This window comes from Lysinibacillus sp. Y5S-8 (genome assembly GCF_036894365.1).
In the GTDB taxonomy this organism is placed as follows: Bacteria; Bacillota; Bacilli; order Bacillales_A; family Planococcaceae; genus Lysinibacillus; species Lysinibacillus fusiformis_D.
In genome coordinates this window covers 2,259,299-2,275,155 of record NZ_CP145889.1, presented here as the reverse complement: position 1 = coordinate 2,275,155, position 15,857 = coordinate 2,259,299, and the positions used below count along the sequence as shown (strand labels likewise).

The 15,857-nt window shown below is 38.2% G+C and carries 11 protein-coding genes; 2 read left to right on the top strand and 9 right to left on the bottom strand.

Features of this window, described 5'->3' with window-relative positions; translation table 11 throughout:
• Window positions 1-135: 135 nt before the first annotated feature.
• The 3 genes from V6670_RS11040 to V6670_RS11030 all read right to left on the bottom strand — a co-directional run bounded on the left by V6670_RS11040 (window position 136) and on the right by V6670_RS11030 (window position 4,333).
• A complete protein-coding gene (locus tag V6670_RS11040; protein ID WP_338654260.1) occupies window positions 136-1,521 on the bottom strand; it encodes a HAMP domain-containing histidine kinase in 1,386 nt (461 codons plus the stop codon).
• Entirely contained in the window at window positions 1,518-2,192 is a 675-nt protein-coding gene (locus V6670_RS11035) for a response regulator transcription factor (protein WP_089933605.1), read from the bottom strand. The genes V6670_RS11040 and V6670_RS11035 overlap by 4 nt, the downstream gene beginning before the upstream one ends.
• 113 nt (window positions 2,193-2,305) lie before the next feature.
• Window positions 2,306-4,333 (bottom strand): diguanylate cyclase, encoded by a 2,028-nt coding sequence (locus V6670_RS11030; RefSeq protein ID WP_338654258.1) that lies wholly within the window; start codon window positions 4,331-4,333, stop codon window positions 2,306-2,308.
• Between the two features lie 541 nt (window positions 4,334-4,874).
• Between V6670_RS11030 and V6670_RS11025 the strand changes: the two genes are divergently transcribed.
• Window positions 4,875-5,423, top strand: coding sequence for a GNAT family protein (locus tag V6670_RS11025; RefSeq protein ID WP_089933612.1), 549 nt, complete (start codon window positions 4,875-4,877; stop codon window positions 5,421-5,423).
• An 81-nt stretch (window positions 5,424-5,504) separates the two neighbouring features.
• On the opposite strand, the gene V6670_RS11020 is transcribed toward V6670_RS11025, so the two are convergent.
• The gene (locus V6670_RS11020) at window positions 5,505-6,581 is read right to left on the bottom strand and encodes an undecaprenyldiphospho-muramoylpentapeptide beta-N-acetylglucosaminyltransferase (protein WP_036126049.1); all 1,077 of its coding nucleotides are present in this window, start codon (window positions 6,579-6,581) and stop codon (window positions 5,505-5,507) included.
• Window positions 6,582-6,753: 172 nt separating this feature from the next.
• On the opposite strand from V6670_RS11020, the gene V6670_RS11015 reads away from it, so the two are divergent.
• The gene (locus tag V6670_RS11015; protein ID WP_338654255.1) at window positions 6,754-8,100 is read left to right on the top strand and encodes an MATE family efflux transporter; all 1,347 of its coding nucleotides are present in this window, start codon (window positions 6,754-6,756) and stop codon (window positions 8,098-8,100) included.
• Between the two features lie 42 nt (window positions 8,101-8,142).
• Here V6670_RS11015 and V6670_RS11010 read toward each other — a convergent pair whose 3' ends face one another.
• The 5 genes from V6670_RS11010 to V6670_RS10990 form a co-directional block, all read right to left on the bottom strand.
• Entirely contained in the window at window positions 8,143-9,219 is a 1,077-nt protein-coding gene (locus tag V6670_RS11010; RefSeq protein WP_089933620.1) for a Ger(x)C family spore germination protein, read from the bottom strand.
• Entirely contained in the window at window positions 9,209-10,237 is a 1,029-nt protein-coding gene (locus V6670_RS11005; protein ID WP_141904427.1) for a GerAB/ArcD/ProY family transporter, read from the bottom strand. Before V6670_RS11005 ends, V6670_RS11010 begins: the two co-directional genes overlap by 11 nt.
• Window positions 10,234-11,667 (bottom strand): spore germination protein, encoded by a 1,434-nt coding sequence (locus V6670_RS11000; protein ID WP_089933626.1) that lies wholly within the window; start codon window positions 11,665-11,667, stop codon window positions 10,234-10,236. The genes V6670_RS11005 and V6670_RS11000 overlap by 4 nt, the downstream gene beginning before the upstream one ends.
• A 119-nt stretch (window positions 11,668-11,786) precedes the next feature.
• On the bottom strand, window positions 11,787-14,741 hold the full coding sequence (locus V6670_RS10995; protein WP_338654248.1) for an EAL domain-containing protein: 2,955 nt from the start codon (window positions 14,739-14,741) through the stop codon (window positions 11,787-11,789).
• Between the two features lie 252 nt (window positions 14,742-14,993).
• On the bottom strand, window positions 14,994-15,680 hold the full coding sequence (locus tag V6670_RS10990) for a CAP domain-containing protein (RefSeq protein ID WP_141904429.1): 687 nt from the start codon (window positions 15,678-15,680) through the stop codon (window positions 14,994-14,996).
• Between the last annotated feature and the right edge of the window lie 177 nt (window positions 15,681-15,857).

The window sequence follows — 15,857 nt, the reverse complement described above, 5'->3', positions numbered from 1 at the left end:
CTACTTTTCCATATTTTAAAGAACGTTTTTTCCATCTCAATCTTACTACTCTTCACAAAAAATACAACTCTTTTTAGCAAATTAAGCAATTTTTTTCGCAAAGGATAGAATAATGAAATAAAGCGTGAATTTTTCTTAATATTTTAGCGGTATTCTTAGCGAGAAAACGGTTCCAATATTAACCTCACTCTTGACTTCTACTGTCGCATTGTATTTTTCAAGTAACATCTTCGAAATGCTAAGTCCTAAGCCAGTTCCACCAATTTGACGATTTCTTGCTTCATCCACCCGATAAAATCGATCAAAGATAAACGGCATATTGTCTTCTGCTATTCCTATACCATTATCAGCAATTTTTAAACATGCAATTTTTCCAGCAGTTGTAAGAGAAATTTCAATCTCAGGAATTTTTTCACAATAACGAATTGCATTCTCTATTATATTACGAACGATTTGACTTAGTGCATTTTCGGTAATAAATAACGGACCGATTTCGCCATTTTTCGACAGCGATATTCGTGCTTGTGGATGGACAAGCTGTAGCTCCTCCATGACGGCTTCTATTACTACTAGTGCATTTGCCTCACTTGCCTCATCTTTTTCCTCACGTCGTGCAAGCTCTAATAATTCCTCAATCATTTTGCGCATCCGAGCAATTTCCGTTAGTGAAGTATCAATGGATTCTTCTAAAATGGCTGGATCATCTTTGCCCCATCTTTTTAGCAGGGAGAGATGCCCTTCAATGGCTTGAATCGGTGTTCGCAGTTCATGGGAAGCATCTGCGACAAATTGTTGCTGCTGGGTAAAGGAAATTTGCAGCTCATTCATCATCGCATTGTACATTTTTAACAGATCACCAATCTCATCCTGTGATGTATAGGTTAGCTGGATAGGCTGATTAAATCCTTGGTCTACCACCGTCTTCATGGATGCACGCAATTCATGTAATGGCTTCATTAAATAATTGGCCAAATAATAGCCAATGGAGCCTGATAGTATCAATGCCCCTATACCCGCTATTAGCATCGCTGTCAGAAGATAATGCATAAGGGATTGAAAGCTAGTCAAAGGATGAATAACTTGGATATAGCCTTGAAAAAAGCCGATCCTTATCGGTTCATTGATGACGAGTACATCCTTCTTATCGATGGTCATTTCCAGAACTTCTTGCATCGATTGTAGCGGTGCAGCAGCTGAAGTATCATTGATACGTAAAATATCCACTCCATCTCTATTAAATATTCTGACCGTTTCATCGCGATCGGCAATGGATTTGAGCAAACCTGTATTTTGTTGTATTTGCTGAATGGTAACATTAGGACCTTGTGATTCTAAAAAGGAGATAATATCGTCACTTGTACGTTTGACCTTACCTTCCTCATCGTTTAAGAGCCATGTATGAAGCGAAAGATAAACGACCATACAAATAATTGTAAAGCTAATAAAGATGACACTACTTGATGTCAGCATCCATTTTTTTTGTAAAGATTGGTGACGTATATAATTTTTTAATTTATTCATTCACGCATCACATACCCAACACCACGAACAGTTTCGATATAAGCGTTCATATCACCAGGGAGCTTTGTGCGTAAATGTCTGATATAAACGTCTACTACATTGGTCTCGATATCCGTATCATAGCCCCAAACTGACGTTAAAATATGCTCCCTCGTACACACTCTATTTTTGTGCTCGATTAATAGTTTTAGTAAATCATATTCTGTCTTTGTTAGGTCAAGTTTATTCCCTTGAACAAAAACTTCATAGGCTGCCACATCTATTTCAATATCTCGTAAACATAAAGATTCGCTGCTAGTAGGCTCTGATGTGACACGACGTAAAATCGTCCGTATTCTAGCAAGCAGCTCTTCAATAGCGAAAGGCTTGACGATATAGTCATCGGCTCCTGCATCTAAGCCCGCTACACGGTCCATTACAGCATCTCTCGCCGTTAATAAAATAATTGGCACCTGTGACTGCGTTCGGATACGGCGGCAAATTTCAATGCCATTAATGCCTGGCAGCATCACATCCAATAAGAGAACATCAAAATTTTCCGTAGTGGCCAAAGCCAGTCCATCCCGTCCATCAAACGCTGTTTTCACCTCATAGCCCTCATGCTGTAATTCTAGTTCAACAAAACGCGCAATATGCTTCTCATCTTCTACCAACAATATCTTCTTAGGCATTGTATCACCTTCTATTCTAAAATAACGATATAGGATATTTATCCCTCTCACGTTCTAGCATAACATCAAACAAAAAGTCTGTCTCACAAGGGAAACCTTGTGGACAGACTTTTTTATTGTGCTCCCGAAATGGAAAGATTATTTTTTCCCAACTCTTTTGATCTATATAAAGCTCGGTCAGCTAAATCCATTAACTCATCCAAAGTTTGTGCATGATCTGGATAATAGGCAATACCGATTGAGGCTGTAGGAGTAAAATGATGATCTTCAATCATCCAGCCTTCTGCTAGTTCATCGCGGATTCGACGAATAATATGCATAATTTGGTCATGTCTTTTATCAGCTTCTCTCGTTAAACCTGTTAGGATGACGATAAATTCATCGCCACCAATTCGAATGACCATGTCATGACTTCGAACCGTTTGATTTAAGGCATTACCAAAGCGCTGAATAAACGCATCCCCTGTGTCATGACCAAAACGATCGTTGACTTCTTTAAAATCATCGCCATCTAGATAGAGCATGGCAACACAGGTTTGATTTTCAGCTGCTTTAGCCAGTATTTTCGGAAACTCTTTTTGTAAATAACGTCGATTAGGTAGCTGTGTTAACGCATCATGATAGGCTAAATAGAGCAAATCATTTTCTCTTTCTTTGCGATGCGTAATTTCTCGAGACACCATCATAATTTGTGAAACCTTTTCACGTTCAGGGTCATGTACAACCGTGACATTGCCCTCTGTCCAAATCGGTGTACCGTCCTTCGCCTTTAGTAAAAGCTCAAACTGTGTTTCTGGCTGACCTGTAAAATTGTTTAAAAATGTTTGCCATTCGTTTTTACTTTCTTGATCTAAAATATCACTGTAAAACTGCCCAAGTAGCTCTTCATTTTCATACCCTAAATAAATCCCATAGGATGGAGACGCATAAAGAATAATACCATCCTCATTCGTAATCACGATTAAATCATTTGTGTTTTCCGTAATGAGTCGGAAAGTACGTTCAATATTTTTTAATTCTGTGAACATTTTTTTCTTATCTGTAATATTATAGTTAATGGTTAAAATTTGTTCGACTTTACCGAACTCATTTTTTAACGGCACAATGGTTGCCTCCACCCAATAATCGGCATGATATTTTGTGCGATAGCACAGTTCTCCTCGCCAAATCTCCATTGTATCCAGCTTGCCTTCGATTAATTGTAAAAAATTTTGTGCATTGAACCTTGGCTCCATTAATGAATAGGGCTGACCTATTAATTCCTCCGCAGTGTAGCCAGAAGCCTGTAAAAACATATCGCTTGCTTCCGCAATATAGCCTTTATGGTCCAATACAGCAATGGCTGTAGCTGAATTTAAGGCAGACTTAAAAACTTCTAATCCATGAGACTTCGAACGTAATTCTGCTTTTTGTAAAGTAAATTGAGTAAAATCCTGCATGATTAAAAAGATAGCAAACGAATTATCATCCTGCATTACAGGCGATAAGGACATTAAATACATGCGCTCCTGACCTTCTGACGTAAACAGCTTAATCAGCTTTTTATCAAGGTTTTCTCCTCTTGCTGCTTTTTGTAAACAAGCTTCAATGTGTTCAATCTCTTCTTTCGGGATGATCGGTAAATCAACAAACAATTTTTGCTTGACAGTTTCATTATCTAATTGGAAATCTTCTATAAAGCAAGAATTCACTTCGTATACCATACCTTCGGCCGATAAAATGACCGTGGAGAAAAAGGCATGGTCAAACATGGACCGCATAAATAAAAATTTATCCTCAATATTGCGGTCATAGAGAATTTCCTTTGTGATGGCTAATATATAGTCTTCATTATTATATTTCAACGGTCTGACAGACGTTTCGTATTTATGAACCTCCGACTGAAAATACGCATAATCTACATAGTCAACCTGATTATGCTCCCTAATCGCTTGATCGTAATTTTTCTGAATGGTCGAAAAAATGCGCTCTGAGGTAACGCTTGAAATCATTTTTCCAATCGCCTCATTTGATAACAGGTCACGAGCTGCTTGGTTTAAGCGAATATATTGATAATCATCCTCTACTTTTTTCATGAGAAAAGCAAAATCTTTGCCAATAAATAATGAATTAAAAAAATCTTCGCTTAAAAGATACTCCATGCTGTCACCTCCAGAAAAGCCATTGCAATCATGATAAAAATGCTAGTATGTATGTTTTGTTCGATTTTATATAATACTACTATTATAACATAAAAATCAAAAATTACCCTTACAGAATAAGATAAATTATATCCTTTTTAGGATATTTTTTGATATATTACCTATTGTAGAAACATTTAAATCCTACTAAAGAAGTGTATAAATGATTAATATTAGATAAAATTGATAGGATAGACTTAATGCTAAAAAACAACAATATTTTCGCCAATGCCTCTTCTTTTGTCGGAATTTACTGACTACTAAACTCAAATTTTGTTTTTTTCGAGCAAAATGATTGCATCAAACAGCTTTCGTGTTATATTATATTTAAAAAACTAGCCTTTTTTCGGTATGGTCGAAATCAGTAAGACAGCGGGAGATTATGGAATATCATAGTTATAACGTCTAGTTCTTTGGGTTTTAATTCCAGTACGAATTTTAGTTTTCTTCTTTATGCTTCAACGGAATTGTTTTAACTACCCTAGTAAAGGAGGCGTTTCGTATGCTTAAACATCGAGACCTGCATGAATGTACAGAGCTTTATGAGCTATTATCACACCCTTCTGTATTCCCTTTTGTCCGTCAGAAAGCCACATCCGCTGATGAGTATTGGTTTATGACAAAACAACTGATTGAAGAGGAAGCGAGAGGACTCGCTATCTCCAGGACCATTACTGATGATTGGGGTCAACCAATCGGCACCATTAGTATTCACGATGTGGAGGACGGTGCAGGCTTTTTAGGAACGTGGATTGGACTCCCTTACCAGGGTAAAGGCTATAATCAAAAGGCAAAAATGCTATTTTTGAATGAGTTATTTTTTGATTATAATTTCCATACGGTATTTCTCCGTATACGAGTTGAAAATTTAAAATCACAGCGTGCCGCATTAAAGCTACCTTATGTGGTGAGTGCCAATGAAAGTCATCCGACTTTATTAGAACAGGTCAATAGCGGTGAAGCTCAATTTAATTTATTCAAAATTCAAAAAGATTTATTCTACTTAATAACAGCACATCAAATGCAAGAAGGCGAAGAGCAAGCCATGTAATGTGTCATATATAATAAGAAGCTATAAGGTTTTGTCATCTTTGACCTGCCTCATAGCTTCTTTTCTTTTTTCAAAGAGCCTTTATTTTTTGTAGTGCAAAATTAATGTTGCCATTTCGTCTGGTGTTTTTGGTTTTTGCGTTTTTGACATCTTCTCGACCATTTCTGCCTTACACTCTGTTAATGTATGAACCGACTTCATAAAAGATTCCTTTGTTAATTCTTCTTCCTGCAACACTTCCGCATAGCCCTGTTTTTTAAACAAGTTGGCATTTAAAATTTGATCCCCACGGCTTTTTTGTGCAGAGAGAGGTACTAATAGCATCGGTTTGTGAAGCGCTAAAAATTCAAAGATGGAGTTAGAGCCTGCTCGTGACACGATAAAATCTGCTGCATGCAATAGATCAGGTAACTCTGTTGTCACATATTCAAATTGCTTGTAGCCAGGCATTGTCTCTAGTGCTTGGTCATAGTTCCCTTTCCCACACAAATGAATAATATGAAATTGCTTTAAAAGCTCTGGTAAGTTTTGACGCAATGCCTCATTTAGGACAACAGAGCCTAAACTTCCGCCCATCACTAGTAAAACAGGCTTTAATGTTGAAAAGCCACAGAATGATAACCCTTTTGCCCGTTCGCCCTCAAACAACTCCGGACGAATAATGGAGCCTGTGCAAGTTGCCTTTTCTTGTGGTAAATGCTTTAGTGTTTCTTCAAAAATCGTGAACACATGAGAGGCAAAAGGCAGGGCAATTTTATTGGCAAGACCAGGTGTCACATCAGATTCATGTATAACAACAGGCACACCTGCCAGTTTTGCTGCCATAACAACAGGTACTGAAACAAAGCCACCCTTTGAAAAGACAACCTGTGGCTTTACTTTTTTAATAATACGAAAAGCCTGCATCATTCCAGCAAGCACTTTAAATGGGTCTGTAAAATTTTTCATTGAGAAATAACGACGCAATTTACCACTCGCAATGCCATAAAACGGAACATCGGGGAAAGCCTCGCCTATTAATTCTTTTTCAATACCTTGTTCTGAACCAATATAGTGGACATCATAACCAAGTTCAAGTAAAGACGGGAGTATCGCTTGATTTAACGACACATGGCCAGCTGTCCCACCACCGGTTAAAATGATAGTTTGTTGTTTCACATTAATTCTCCTATTCCTTAAAAACCATTGTAGTCCGCACTACTTTTTGTTTACAGTGTTCTATTTTACTATATGCTGAAGAAAAGATATAGATGAAGCACGAAAATTTCAAGCTTTTCTCTCTTTACATATGCTATACTTGTTCATTATGTTCACGAAGGAAGTATCAAATATGTACCAAACATCCACAATTAAGGAAAAATATGCACTACTTTTAAAAATGATTGTTCCCATCTTAGTAACACAAGTAGCCATTTATCTTATTTCATTTTTTGATATTTTGATGTCCAGTCGCTATGGGACGGCCGATTTAGCAGGTGTCTCGATCGGCTCCTCCATTTGGATGCCGATTTATACAGGACTATCGGGTATTCTCCTTGCCATTACACCGATTGTCTCACAGCTAGTCGGAGCGAAAAAAGAGATGGATGCCAAAAAGGCCGTTCAGCAAGGCATTTATGTAGCCATTTTGCTGGCAATCATCATCTTCACAGGGCTCTTTTTTGGCATCGATTGGATACTTAGCAAGATGAATTTAGAATCTGCTGTACATAGCATTGCAAAAGGCTACATCTATGCGATGTGTGCTGGTCTTTTACCTTTATTCTTATTTTTTGTCATGCGTTGTTTCATTGATGCCCTTGGGCAGACACGTGTCACAATGATTATTACATTACTGACAACGCCGATTAATATCGTCCTTAACTACATTTTTATTTTCGGTAAATTCGGCGCACCGGAGCTTGGCGGGATTGGTGCAGGTGTCGCAACAGCAATTACGTACTGGCTCATTTTCTTGATCACTGTATGGATTATCGCCAAACGAGTACCGTTCGAACGTTTCCGTTTGTTCCACCATTGGCCGAAGCTGGAATGGCTTCGATGGAAGGAAATTTTACTGATTGGTGTGCCAATTGGTATCTCCTTATTTGCAGAAACAAGCATTTTTTCTGCCGTTACCATGATGATGAGTCATTTTAGCACAGAGATTATTGCTGCTCATCAAATTGCCTTGAATTTCACCTCCCTGCTCTATATGGTGCCGCTTAGTATTTCCATGGGCGTTACCATATTAGTAGGCTTTGAAATTGGTGCTAGTCGCATGCGGGATGCTCGTATTTATAGTTATCTATGTGTCGGCACAGCCATTTTATTTAGTTTTATTTCTGCTTGTATCTTATTTATTTTACGTGAGCCTGTAGCCCATATGTATTCAACAGATCCAATAGTACTTGAGTATGCTGTACAATTTTTAGTTTATGCAGCCATTTTCCAGCTATCGGATGCGATTCAAGCGCCCGTACAAGGGGCATTACGTGGCTATAAGGATGTCATGATTACATTTATGATGGCAATTATCTCGTATTGGATCATTGGCTTGCCAGTGGGCTATACCCTTGCTACGCATACTGATTTTGGTCCATTTGGATATTGGATTGGACTTGTTGCTGGTTTAACAATGGGCGCAATCACCCTACTTATTCGTCTGCTAATTGTTCAAAAAAGAGTGGCCGTCTAACGACAAAAAATCGCTTTTCTCCCTCCTGAGAAAGGCGATTTTTTAGCGTAAAATACCTGTACGAATGATTTTTATTTGAACAGATGGCACTAGCTGTAACGAAGCATACTCAGTATGCCAGTCCTTCTTAAACATCTTCGGGTGATAAGCGCGAAGGTAGCGGCCAATTCCTAATGCATCAGACTTTTGCTTCTGAAGAATATGTATAACCTCCTCAAATTCAGCCTGCACATGCTCTTGAATCATTTGTTGAACATCCTTAAAAATGGGTTCTTTATACAAATGGTTTTGGGCGAATTCTTCGATTTCCACCTCGATTTGGTAATCCAGCGTTATTCTTTTTAGTTCCTCATTCACTGTCCATTTACGCTTTATCTGGATGATATTTGCTGTAATCGGCATTTCTTTCCCGTCATGCTTCCACATATAGCTCATGCGTGCTTGTTTATTAGATCGATCCATTAAGAGAAGCATGATAAGAGATTGTTTTGGTGTTAATACTGCGCCTGTAAAAGTTGGACCTGAAAACAAGGCTAACCCAGCCGCCACAGCATGTTGTTTATCCTCACTTAGCCGAATATAAGGAAGGACGATATCAATGGTCTGTTCAAATAGCATGGAGCCAACCGTCTGTAAATTTAATTTCGGAAAAAAGGTATTTTCCTCTGTGCTTTCGATAAAGCGTTCATAATAAGATCCAGCACCTCCTGCTAAATCCTTTGTTAAGTCCATATATGGTTGGACATCCCCTTCTGTTATCGCTACTTTAATGGAAATTGGATTTTGAGGATCACGAAAATAAATGTCCAAAACATCATTAAGTGGCTTTCTCGCCGTTTGATCGGCTATTAGGATGGTTGACAGCTCCGATAAATCTAACGTTTGCTCAACTTTCAAATTGGCATTAGTGCGCACATCTCTCGGTGAAATCCCCTCCGCTTCGATCACTTCGTTTTGCTGTGTTGTTGTATTCGGATAGGCAAAATAACCTCTGTAATCCCCAACATAGCCATCCACACCAACGAGCGTCACAACAGAAGCGTTTTTATAAAGGCGTTCATCCCAGCAGCCCGCTAATAGTAATACAGATAAAATGATCATACTCCCTTTACGAAACACGTTTTCCCCTCCATTTATTCCAACACATAATGATCATTGGTAGTAAAAAAGTAAACACAAATAATACATAGTGTAAAGAATTTTTGATAAACTCAATGCGTTGAAATTGCATCACAAAGAGCGGCAGAATTGCCAGTAAAAGATGGTAGATGACAATACTCCGTTTCGGGTGCTTCCTCCTTTTTGAAAAATACAGCACTCGAAAGGACAGACCAAATATCATGACCGTGACAATAGACCATGATAGCCAAATATAAACGAAGAATATATCAAGCCGTTTAACAAAGGTCACTTCCTGGGATTTTAAAACATACATAATTGGCTCTGGGATTAAATTGATTTCATCTAGGGCAAAGAACATTTGCGTAAAAAGCACAGAAATCAAATAAAATACAAAAATGACCAATTGGTAAATTAATAAAGGTTTCCCTTTCACTTGTGTATCTGGTTTTAGAAACGGTCGATAAAGAAGGTACATTTCAATTCCAAAAAAAGCATAGGTACTATGAATCAAGCCCGCCATGATTTGTTTCGTATTGCTCCATTCAACGGGAAAAAGATTACTCCACGTTAAATCTGGAATCGCCAGCATTAAAAAAATCACGAAGAGAAAAATAATCGGTATGAGCATAACACCAATGTTGATGACCGTTTCTGGTCTTACGAGGTTGGCGTACAAGGATAGCCCTACAATCATCACAACCACAAACCATTCAGGTGTTTGTGGTAATACCCATGTGGCTAAAACATACCCCATATAGGCTATCAATACAGCGGTTAAAACTAACCAATAGATTTGATAGACCCAGCGAAAAAATCCGTTTAAATAGAAATACGGATAATACTGTTCAAACAAAAGTAACAGGCTATAATGAATGACACTCGCTAAAATAAAAACAACCCAAGCACTATGTTGACTGTTAATGATTAATGGTGTTTGGAAGGCAATGTAGACAACACCTGTTTGAATAATAAATAGTAGTAAAAAAAATTGCGCCTTGGATAAAGAAAAATTCATGGCGTATCCTCATTTTTTAGCTGCTCATCCTTCGGTGGTTGAAAGGAAGTGACTTGTGCTGTCGGTTTAATGAATGGCCAACGTAAAAAAATTTTATACACCGCTTTTGGCTGAAAAGGAACGATGGGTGAAAAATACGGCTGTTTGAGAGATGTTAAACTGATAAGATGAATGAGTAAAATAACAATCCCTACGACAATTCCTAAAAATCCAAACAAGGAGGCCAGTACCATAAACGGAAAGCGTAGCATGCGTATGGTACTATTCAATTCAACAGATGGCACGACATAGCTTGAAATAGCCGTTAAGGCAACGACAATGACCATTAAATTTGACACTAATCCCGCACTAACAATGGCATCGCCTATTACTAATCCTCCGACGATTCCAATCGTTTGCCCTACTGATTGTGGCAAGCGAATACTCGATTCTCGAATGAGCTCCATAATAATCTCAAGAATGAGCGCTTCGATTAGAGGTCGATAAGGAATATCGTTGACATCGTTTTTCACTTGGTTACTTAATTCTAAGGGCAGTACCTCAAAGTGAAAGCTAATCACTGCAATATAAAAAGCTGGTAAAAAAACCGCCGTTACAAATGATAGTAAACGAACCATTTTATAAAAAGAACCAACGACAACTCGACCATTATAGTCATCAGGTGTTTGATAGAAAGAGAAAAACGTCACGGGACCAATTAAGGCAGACGGTGAAATATTTGTCATGATCACGACCTTGCCCTCCACTAAATTGGCTACCACACGATCTGGATGCTCTGTATGTAATAATTGTGGAAATGGCGATAACACCGAATCCTCTAAAGCATCACTTAATTGACCAATACTATAAAAATAGTCGATTTGAATCGCTGCAATTCGCTTTTCGATCTCCTGTAAGGTCTCAGGCTGTATAACGCCATCCATATACAAATAGTAGGCTTTTGTTTTGGTTTGATGGCCAATCGAAAAAGATTTCACAATAAGGGCTGGGTTATTCACTCGCTTTCGTATCAAGGCTAAATTGGTGTCTGCACGCTCAATCAACCCCTCATGCGAGCCTCGAAGAATATGTTCGTTGTTCGGCTCTTCGAGATTTCGACGCACCTCATTCATGATGCTAAGTGTCAGCATCTCTCCCGTTTCAGGCAATATCACGATTGTTTCTCCTTGACAGACCCTTTCAATCGCTTGCGGTAAGGAAAAATTTTGCAATGTCGTAATTAAGGTTTCACTCCAAAAAGGTTTATCTGTATCTAAACGGGCATAAATGGTATCCAGTACTTTTTGTACTTCCTTCGCATCAACTAGAGAAGCATAAAAGCATAAAATAGCCGTATCCCCTTCATGCCAATCTACTTGTCTGACTGTCAAATCCGAGGAATGGTAGAATGCTTTTTGTAGGCTTTTCATCATATACTCCACTTTATCCATAAAACGCCCCCCTCTATTGGAGAGTATAAACATTTTTCTCCATTTTCAAACGCTTGCACAGTGGGATTCATAGCCATAAAAAAGATGCCCGTTAAAACAGAGGGGCATCTTTAAATGGATTATTTTTTAAAATAAGCTTCAATATCTTCATAGATAAAGGGCGTCCCCTCTATTTTTTCATGCTGATTATGCAAAGCTGTCATACGATTGATGATAGGGGCTAATTTCCCCTCATTCTCCTGCGTTAAATTGAAGGCTACTCCATATGAATAAATTTGATACTTTTCCTCTAATGTCCATCTAAATGTACCTTCTATATTAAATGGCTGGTTCATCAACACAAAGTTAAATTGAAACTTCATCGTTTGATTAATTGGTAGCTTCAGTGTAGAGCGAATCTTCATTCCCCCTAAGCTAATATTTTCAATCACGATTGGCGTATGACCGATAGCAAGCTTTTGCTGGTTCATTTCGATAATAGTCATAGAGCCCTTCACATAGGCTGGGAAATGAAAGCGAAAATACTTGCGACGCTCCACAGCTGGCTTGTGCTGGACAATCGCTTTCGGCGGTTCTAAGAAGCCTTTAGCTAGCATTTTTTCAAAAGCCTTCGCAGGAACTGCTTTTGAATAGATGCTACCTTGTAGATAATGACATTCATGCTGCTTTAAAAAAATATATTGATCATAGCTTTCGACCCCTTTTGCCACTACTTGAATACCTAGCATTTTTGCTAAATAGATTGTTGTTGAGATAAGCCCATTTTCAATAGGATGATCATGGCGAATTTGCCGAATAAACGCCTCATAGATATGAAGCGTTGTTGGCTGAAACGTGCGCAATGATTCTAACGATGAATAGCCTGTTCCAAAATCACCAATAGCAATTTTGACACCAAGTTCTTGCAACTCCTTTAATACCGTCATAACACTTGCACTATTTTTTAAAATGGTCCTTTCTGTAATTTCTAATTGTAAATAATGAGCAGGGATTTCATTGAGCTGCAATTGCTCTTGAAGAAATGGGACAAAGCCCCTTTTCATCAAACGAATAGGTGAAATTTTGATGTTAATCGTACGCAGTACATGCCCATCTTGCTTCCATTTCTGCAAGAAAGCACATGCTTTTTTAATGACCCAATCTGTAATAATATGGATCATATGATTTTCTTCCGCTAAAGGGATAAATTCACCAGGTGACACAAGCCCCCATTCTTTATGATGCCAACGAATTAACGCCTCTGCCCCATAAATATTGCCTTTTTGTGGCTCTACCAATGGCTGAAAATATAGCTCAAACTCTTCATTTAACATCGCTTGACGCATATCACGATCTAGCACGTATTGCTTATAGGAAGTAATATCTTCTGTAAAGGCATAAATATGAAAGCGATTGCGCCCTTGTTGCTTCGCATAGCACAAAGCAGAGTAAGCATTTTCTAATAAGATATTTCTCGCTCCACCTTCCTCAGGATAAAAAACAATGCCAATGCTAGCAGAGAGATGCAATTGATAGTCTTTAATCGTCAGAGCGGTATCAAAGATTTTCAGTAAACGATTAGCCGATGCGTAAATATGCTGTTTACTCACATATTTTTTCATTACCAAAATAAAATGCTGGTGATCTAGGCGTGCCAAGTAACTAGTATCATCGAGAAGCTTGGCAAAATGCTGGGTCACCACTCGAAGAAGCTCATCACCGATTTGTGAACCTAATGCATTATTTAGCACATGAAAACGATTAATGGAAATATAGAGAAGGGCAAATGGCTCGCCTGCCGAACAGAGCGTGTCCACTTTATCATGCAAGCTCAATTGATTTGGTAAGCCTGTCAATTCATCGTAGTACACTAAATAATTGAGCTTCTTTTCTCGTTCAACCTCCTTTGTAATATCCGTTACTAAGCCAAAAATTTGATTTACTTCTCCCTCCTCATCGAGTCTTGGTACAATTTGCTCAAGCAACCATTTTGTTTGGTTTTCACCTGAAAGAATACGATAAATCACTTGGTAGCTCTTGCCCATAGCAAGATAATCGGTGTACGCTAGTACCTCCTCGCGATGTGCAGGGTGAATCATGTTAATCCATACTTCGGCGTCTTCGTAAAGCTTCGCTAGTGGAATGCCTAAAATTCCCTCTAGCCCTTTTGAGGCAAAAAGCATTGTTCCTCGAATGGAATCTCGCATCCAAATCCCCGCATCTAAATGATTAAAAATATAATGATAGTTGGCGAGTGTATCATTTAATGCCTGCTCAAGCAGTTTAAAAGCTGTATGATCCTTTACAACCCCAACCATCTTAAAGGGCTTATTATCCTTCCAAGTTACTTCTGCGGCTGCTTGTAAATAACGCAAATCATGAGTTTCACCATGGTATATTCGAAATTCACTATTCAAGTTGATGCCTTTTCGGGCATTGTTAAATGCATCGTAGGTCTTTTCATGGTCATCTGGATGGATGAATTGGAAAGCTCGATCAATACCGTCGTTTTCTGAACGGCTAAAGCCAAAAATTTGATAAAAATTATCGGAGCAATACAGCTTGTCATGCTGAATAAAGTATTCCCAGCTCCCTACTGCGGCAATATGCTGAGCATAATTTAAATGCTTTTCATGAAGCAATAATTGATGCTTCATCGCAGAATAGGTGGACATATCTTCAATAATTAAATAAAGCCCCTCTGTCTGATCCTCACCATTTTTAATCGGTATAAATGTTAGTACAAGACTTAGCTGTTGACCTTGATGCTGTAGCCTTTCTATATCAATTTTGACCGATTTCCCCCGCAATGTTTGGTTGAATGCTCTTTTTAGCCGCTTATAATCAGGGACCGTCAAAATTCGCTTAAAATCCTCTGCATGGCTTGGTCGATAGTGTAATAGTTGATAGAGTGCCTCTTGATTTACATAAATAATTTCTCCATCCGCTGCAAAGACAATCATCATATCAGGGTGATACTTCGCAAAGGACATGGCATATGAGAATAAACGATGATCTTGAACTGTAGCCAGCGCTATCGCCTGTGTACTTTCTTCTCTTGCAAAAAATTGCTTTAATAAATTCGGCTTTTTCATCAACCTCACCCTTCCCTACTTTTTACCTACTACTAATTTAGTAATTCCCCAAAAACATAGTTTAAAAACTATCATTTTGATGGTTAGACGATAAAATTTAAAAGTTGGATGATAAAGGTTGATATATGAGTGATGAAGACTGTGATTTGCTCAATAATTAAGCAGTCCATTAGCATTTAAACTTTTGCAAATAAAAAAAGATACCCGATAAGCCATTAGAGACTTATCGGGTATCTTTTGTGTAAGAAGTGATTATTTTTGAATAAATTGTTGTGTCCAGTAGTTACCTGATTTCACGTAACCTACACCGATGTGCGTAAATTTACCATTTAAAATGTTCGCACGGTGACCTGGTGAGTCCATCCACGCTTGTACTACTTCTTGTGGTGAACGTTGACCTTGAGCAATGTTTTCTCCAGCACCTTTATAAGTGATGCCTAAAGCTTTCATACGATCAAATGGTGAACCGAATGTTGGGCTTGTATGTGAGAAATACTTGTTTGTTTGCATATCTTGTGATTTTTCACGAGCTGCAGCCATTAATTTCGCATCTGTTTGAAGTGGTGATAAACCAGCTTTTGTACGCTCAGCGTTTGTTAATTTTACTACTTCCTGTTCAAATGCGTTCACATCTGAAGTTGTTGTTGATGGTGTTGAAGTAGCTGGTGGTGTTGCTGGCTTTTCGTTTTGTGATGGTTGATTATTATTTGGCGTTGTTTGTGTATTATTATTTGTTGTTGGCACCTCTTTAGATGGTGTAGATGCCTGTGGTAATTTGATATTCCACTTATGATTGTTTGACCATTTATAATAATAAACTTTACAGTTCGTTGATTGCTGTACAGAATCCCCTTCTGTTGTATTAGCAGCAGCAGAAGCTATTTGAATTGGAGCTGCTAAAAGAATTGTTGCACAAATTGCAGTGAGTGTTTTTTTCATGTTTGCAATTCCTCCTTCTCTGCAACTAATCGTAAAGGATGATTTTCATAAAAATCTTACCAACATTTGCTAACGTCTCCAACGAAGAAAGAAATGCGCGAAAAATCGCGTTTTTTTTATACTATTTTTTACTAGTTTTCGCCAATCTATGAAATACTTACGTTTGAAAGAGGGTTG

Coding starts and splice junctions, on each gene's coding strand:
- V6670_RS11040 (WP_338654260.1), bottom strand. CDS start 1,521: ATGAATAAATTAAAAAATTATATACGTCACCAATCTTTACAAAAAAAA.
- V6670_RS11035 (WP_089933605.1), bottom strand. CDS start 2,192: ATGCCTAAGAAGATATTGTTGGTAGAAGATGAGAAGCATATTGCGCGT.
- V6670_RS11030 (WP_338654258.1), bottom strand. CDS start 4,333: ATGGAGTATCTTTTAAGCGAAGATTTTTTTAATTCATTATTTATTGGC.
- V6670_RS11025 (WP_089933612.1), top strand. CDS start 4,875: ATGCTTAAACATCGAGACCTGCATGAATGTACAGAGCTTTATGAGCTA.
- V6670_RS11015 (WP_338654255.1), top strand. CDS start 6,754: ATGTACCAAACATCCACAATTAAGGAAAAATATGCACTACTTTTAAAA.
- V6670_RS11005 (WP_141904427.1), bottom strand. CDS start 10,237: ATGAATTTTTCTTTATCCAAGGCGCAATTTTTTTTACTACTATTTATT.
- V6670_RS11000 (WP_089933626.1), bottom strand. CDS start 11,667: ATGGATAAAGTGGAGTATATGATGAAAAGCCTACAAAAAGCATTCTAC.
- V6670_RS10995 (WP_338654248.1), bottom strand. CDS start 14,741: ATGAAAAAGCCGAATTTATTAAAGCAATTTTTTGCAAGAGAAGAAAGT.
- V6670_RS10990 (WP_141904429.1), bottom strand. CDS start 15,680: ATGAAAAAAACACTCACTGCAATTTGTGCAACAATTCTTTTAGCAGCT.